Origin of the sequence: Tenacibaculum sp. UWU-22 (assembly GCF_041021355.1) — a bacterium.
Classification (GTDB): Bacteria; Bacteroidota; Bacteroidia; order Flavobacteriales; family Flavobacteriaceae; genus Polaribacter.
In genome coordinates, this window is the sequence record NZ_JBFNGP010000002.1 from 269,381 (window position 1) to 275,768 (window position 6,388).

At 30.2% G+C, this 6,388-nt stretch carries 4 protein-coding genes and 1 rRNA gene; all 5 read right to left on the reverse strand.

Annotated features, from left to right (window positions below; translation table 11 throughout):
* Position 1: 1 nt before the first annotated feature.
* Positions 2-952: a helix-turn-helix domain-containing protein gene (locus AB2B44_RS06475; protein ID WP_369048756.1), complete on the reverse strand. Its 951-nt coding sequence runs from the start codon at positions 950-952 to the stop codon at positions 2-4.
* A 56-nt stretch (positions 953-1,008) separates the two neighbouring features.
* Positions 1,009-2,067 carry an AI-2E family transporter gene (locus tag AB2B44_RS06480; protein ID WP_369048757.1) on the reverse strand — a complete coding sequence of 353 codons (1,059 nt, stop codon included), beginning with the start codon at positions 2,065-2,067 and terminating at the stop codon, positions 1,009-1,011.
* Between the two features lie 810 nt (positions 2,068-2,877).
* Positions 2,878-4,059, reverse strand: a complete 1,182-nt coding sequence (locus tag AB2B44_RS06485; RefSeq protein ID WP_369048758.1) for an acetate/propionate family kinase — start codon at positions 4,057-4,059, stop codon at positions 2,878-2,880.
* 22 nt (positions 4,060-4,081) lie between these two features.
* Entirely contained in the window at positions 4,082-6,175 is a 2,094-nt protein-coding gene (gene pta / locus AB2B44_RS06490; protein WP_369048759.1) for a phosphate acetyltransferase, read from the reverse strand.
* Positions 6,176-6,296: 121 nt separating this feature from the next.
* Positions 6,297-6,388: ribosomal RNA gene (gene rrf, locus AB2B44_RS06495) — 5S ribosomal RNA — on the reverse strand; the annotation flags it as partial.

Here is a 6,388-nt window from a genome sequence, read left to right on the forward strand (position 1 = left end):
TTTAAAAATTAATTTTTACCTCGCTAGGCAAATGCCCAAAATGTTTTTTAAATGCTTTTGAAAATTGACTTAAATTGGTATAGCCCATTTTATATCCTGCTTCAGAAACAGTACACTTTCCACTCTTTAATAATTTCATAGATTTTTCCATTTTATTTCGAAGTAAATACTGGTAAGGTGTTGTACCAAAGTGGCAGCTAAAAAGGCGTTTAAATTTTGAAAGACTCATTGCCGAATAATCGGCTAAATCTTTTACCTGAACTCTTGTTTCAGGATAATTATCCATAATTTGACCTACTTTTATGAGTTTATTTCGATCTCTAGAATGTACATTTTTTGTAATTTGTTCGTGTTTGTTTTTTCTATTATTTAAATTTTCAAAAAAACACCCCATTAATTTAAAAATACTCGCATTAAAATCTAATTTTTTAGAATTATAAATATCCACTTCTTTGATTAATTTACAAAGAGTAAAATCGTCTTTAATTGCAACGTTTATCCCCTCTTTATTCTCAAAATTTTCAGAAAATTTTAAATAATCTGTAAAAACATTTTCTTCCATCCATCTTCGAGAAAAACAAATACTAAAATTATACTTTGAAAATTGTTTACTTGCCGAAATTCTTTTTAGCATTATAGCAGAAATAACCGCTGTTTTATTATCGTAACAAACTTTTCTAAACTCTTGAGATAAAACAACTTTGTTTTGAAGAAAGTCTAGTACAAATAAATTATTAATCGTTTTAGGAATACTTAAAAAAACTAGTGTTTTTAAAAATTCAGAGGTTATATGTTGCACATATAAACTACTTTGAACTTTTATTTTAATAAAATCAGAATAATCTTTTGCTACACTGCACCTATACTTTTTTTCCCAAGAAGGCTCTTCAAAACTAAAAAGAGAACTCTTAATAGAGTTTACCTCAATTGGTTGATTTTTTTTATCTTTCATAATAGTTAGTTTTATTTGGTTAAGCTTATCTGTTTTTTTCTTATTATGTTTTTTCTTTAGATTGCAACAAAAAGTTTTTTATAAATGTTTAATAATGAAATAAATACCCCAGCTATTAAAGGACCTATAATAATGCCTGAAATACCAAACATTCCTATACCTCCTAAAGAGGTTACTAAGATTAACACATCAGACATCTGTGTATCTTTACCAACAAGTTTAGGTCGTAAAATATTGTCAATTGTGCTTACTATACCAACTCCCCAAATAAATAAGCCAATACCATATTCTATTTTACCCACTATTAGTAAATACATAGCTGCAGGAATATACACTAAAGAAGTGCCTATACTCGGTATAATAGATATAATCGTGGCTACAGCTCCCCAAAAAACCGCCCCAGGTAACCCCACAAACCAAAAACCAACCCCTACTAAGAAACCTTGAATAATACCAATAAAAAAAGCGCCTTTAATTGTTGCTCTTGAAATTGAAATTACCTGATGGGCTAGCATATTAAATTCGTCTTTAGTTAAAGGCAAGTAGTTATTAGCTTTATTTAGAATATTATTTCCTGAAATCAAAAAATAATACATCGCGTAAAGCATTACAAAGGCATTTAAGAAAAAAACAAAGGTGCCTTGAGTAAAATTGGTAAGCATTTTTACAACAATATTACTAACCCCTCCTAAAAACTGAGATATTTTGGTGAAAATTTCTCCTGTATAAGGTTCCAATTGGTTGCTAAATGGCAACCATGTAGGTAGTTTAATTTCTTGAAAAGAAAACGTAGAAATTTGTTCTTTTATAAAAGGAAATATTTGCTTAGACACAAATGAAGCTTGGTTTATAATTTCGACAAGGATTAAAAAAAAGGGAACAACAATAAGCAATACAAATAAAACAATTGTTATTGCACTTGCTAATGCTTTTCGTTTTTTACAGCCTTTTAAAACCCATTTGTAAACAGGACTCAATAATCCTGAAAAAATTACAGCCAAAACCAAAGAAACTATATAATCTTTTATAAGAAAGCAAAACAACACCAGCGTTGTAAGAAGTAAAAAACGTACAAACTGCTGTCTCTTTTGATAATTAAACTGATTATTTTCCATGTCCTTATATTCTTTTAACACTACTCTTACTAACACTTAAAAGTTAAATAATTATATACCTAACACTAGTGTAAAGGCACATATTTTATAGTATCATGAATTAAGGGGAATACACATGTTTTAACCTAAAACAAAAACCTAAAAAAATTATATATGTTAGCTTATAAGGCAATCCATACTCTGGCATACCACTTGTTTGCCCATCATAAATAAAATTATGGCAATCGTTTTTAAAATAGGGTTGATTTTTTTCAATTTTAAACAAAGTTGTATGCCTTACCTAAGGCGTCTTTTTTTAAAAAAGAATAACTATATCCTGTAGTCAAAAAAGTTAAATGCTTTTCTATTTTTTTATCAATATTTTATACCCTACATATATCGTAGTATTATTCTATACTAAAACTTAGGTATCAGTATAAAAAAACTACGCATCTACAATATAGTCTAAAAAAAACTATTTCAATTTTTTTATATTCAAATTTAATATTGTCGGGGCATCATAGTAAATTTATATGCCACATACCTTGACAAAAAATAATTTCTTCTTCTTAAGCGTTAACATACCGTTTTAGAATAAAATTTTGTATAAAATAAAAGAACTTACACCTAAAAATTATGTTAAAAAATCTTCCCTTTCTCACAAAAGTAATTAGTATGCTTAATCCATATTGCTCCAAAACGCCAAATTAATACTCCTAAAAGTTCTGTTTAGTAGCGAAATAGTCTTAAAAAGACTATGCCATATTAACAATCGAATATTAATTAATTGAATAACAAAAAATTAAATTTTTACGTGAAGATATCTAAAAACTATACTAGCTCATACGATTGTTTAGCTATTTCTAGCTCTTCGTTGGTTGGAATAACCAATACTTTAACTTTAGACGTTTGTTTGTGTATTTCTATAAGTTTTTTAGCACGAATAGCATTTTTTTCAACATCTAATTCAATACCTAAATACTCCATATTGGTACACACCAATTTTCGAATTACATCAGAATTTTCACCAATACCTGCTGTAAACACAATTGCATCTAAACCATTCATAGCAGCTACATACGCCCCAATATATTTTTTTATTCGATAAGCATTCATATGCAATGCTAATTGACAGTTAGCATCTCCTTTTTCTGCTGCTGATTCAATATCGCGTAAATCACTAAAGCCTGTTAACCCTAACATTCCGCTTTCTTTTTGCAACATATTATTTATAGAATTAGCATCGTAGCCTAAATTATTCATTAAGTAGAAAATTAAGGAGTGGTCTATATCTCCTGAACGGGTTCCCATAATTAAACCTGTAACCGGCCCAAAACCTAAGCTATGATCAATACTTTTTCCGTTTTTTACTGCTGTAATACTACATCCATTACCTAAGTGAATGGTAATAATTTTTGAAGTTTCTTTTTGTAAATACTCATTTGCCTTTTGCGACACGTATTTATGACTCGTTCCATGAAAGCCATACAAACGAATTTGATGTTCGTCTAAAAATTGATTCGGAATTGCATACTTATAGGCTTCAACAGGTATGGTTTGATGAAATGCGGTATCAAAAACAGCTACTTGAACAGCTTTTTTAAATATTGTTTCTGCCACCTCAATTCCTTCTAAGTTTGGAGGGTTGTGCAGTGGTGCTAGGGTAAATAACGATGCTATTTTCTTTTTAACCTTATCGGTAATTACAGTAGTTTTTGTAAATGTACTTCCTCCATGCACCACTCGATGCCCTACTACTTTAATTTCATCTGTAGAAGAAATTACACCTACTTTTTTATCGAGTAATAAATCAACCACTTTCTCTAAACCATCTTTATGATTTTTAATACCTACTTCATCTTCAACTACATACTTATTCGATTTGTAATGAACCGCTCCTTTTTTTAAGCCAATTCTTTCAATTAACCCCGAACAAAGAACTTCTTGTTGAGGCATTTCAAACAATTGATATTTTATAGATGAACTTCCTGAATTTATAACTAAAACTTTCATGGTTTTTATATTGATAGACAAATTATTCTTGTGCTTGAATTGCTGTTAAAATTACGGTGTTAAAAATATCATCGACAGTACACCCTCTACTTAAATCATTTACAGGCTTATTTAAGCCTTGTAACATTGGCCCAATTGCTAAAGCCCCTGTTTCACGTTGTACGGCCTTATAGGTATTGTTTCCTGTATTTAAATCTGGGAAAATCAATACATTTGCTTGACCTGCAACTTCTGAGTTGGGGAGTTTCTTTTTTCCTACAGATGGGTCTACTGCGGCATCATATTGAATAGGTCCTTCAACTTTTAAATCAGGTCGTTTTTCTTTCACAATTTCGGTAGCTTTTCTAACAGTATCAACATCTTGTCCTTTACCCGAAGTTCCAGACGAATAAGATAACATCGCTATTTTAGGGTCAATTCCAAAAGCTATACTAGAATCTGCTGATGATATTGCAATTTCTGCAAGTTCTTCTGCTGAAGGATTCGGATTAATAGCACAATCGCCAAACACCGAAACTCTATCTTCTAAACACATAAAGAAAATTGAAGAAACTACCGAAAAGCCTGGTTTAGTTTTTATAAACTGTAGTGCTGGTTTTATAGTATGTTGAGTGGTGTGCGCTGCACCAGAAACCATTCCGTCTGCTAATCCTTTATACACCATCATTGTTCCAAAATAAGAAACATCGCCCATTAAATCTTCTGCCATAGCAGGACTTAAACCTTTATGCTTTCTTAATTCATATAAGGTGTTAGAAAAATCTGCAAAATATGTTGACTCTATCGGATTAATAATTTTAGTTTTCTCAAAATCAAACGAAATATTTAATCGCTTTACCGAAGCTTCTATATTTACTCTTTTTCCTAAAATGGTAAGTGTAACAACATCTGCTTTTTGCAATTGAGAAGCGGCTATCAAAATTCTATCATCATTTCCTTCTGGTAAAACAATATGTTTACGTGATTCTTTAGCTTTTTTTAATAGATTATACTGAAACATTCTAGGAGTTAGCACCTCTGTTCTTTTATAACTTATCAGTTTTTCGTTTAAACTAGTTACATCAACATATTTTTCAAACATATTGATAGAGGTTTTTATCTTATCAACATTTTCTGCATAAATATGCGAACGAATGGCTCCTAATCGAGAGGCTACATTAAAGGTTCCGTCTTTTACCCACAAAATAGGGACTACTTTTTCTAGTCCTTCAATCAATTTAACAATAGAAGAATTAAGTTCTATTCCTCCTGTTAAAATAATACCCGATACAGCTGGATAATTACTTGAAATATTTGCCTGTAAAGTACCTAATAAAATATCTGATCTATCGGCAGGAGTGACCACTACACTATCATCGGTCAACTTATGCAAAAAGTGTGATAATTGCATTGCTCCTACTTTAATATCTCCAGTAGTATTATTTAAAAGATCTTCACCTAATAAAACCTTTGCTCCAATTTCTTTTAAAAATTCTTTAATGGTTGGATTACTTAATTTTTTATCAATCGGAATTGTATTTATTGAAACGTCTGAAGGTAAATTTTTACCTACTTCTTCAATAATAATTGGAATATTTTTTTCCTGTACTTTATTAGCAACTACCGCAATTACTTTTACATCTTTATTAACAAAAGAATCATACGTTAGTCGTAAGCCTTGTATAAACTCTTCTAATGTTTTATTACCGCCACCAGAAATGATAATTACAGGGGTTCCTAAATTTTTTGCTATCAAAACGTTTAGATCCATTTCTATAACAGCTCCATGATCAGAAAAATCAGAACCTTCAACAATTACAAAATCATTTTCTTCTTCTAATTTTTTATATTTTTCTATAATTTTATTGATAATTTCATCTTCTTTATTATCATTCAATTTCCTTATCAGTTCAGAGCGTGTGAAGGCATAACAATCCTCATACTTACTTTTAAGATTAAAATAATTAAGAATTGTGTTAATATGATTGTCAATTTTATTACCTGCTGAATTATCAATAATCGGTCTAAAATACCCTACTTTAGGTTTCTTACGAAGTAACAAGTGCATTAAACCTAAGCTCAACATAGATTTTCCTGAGTTAGTCTCACTTGCAGCGATGTAAATTGCTTTGTTCATTCTTTATAAATTTTGGCAAAATTAATCTATTTAAAGTTAAAAAAAGCTAACAAAAGTCAGTATAAAGAAATAAATTTTTGAGCATAAAAAAACCTCATTACGGATGTAATGAGGTTTAAAAGAAAGGCAACGACTTACTCTCCCACCTATTGGCAGTACCATCAGCGCTAATGGGCTTAACTTCTCTGTTCGAAATGGTAAGAGGTGAGCCCC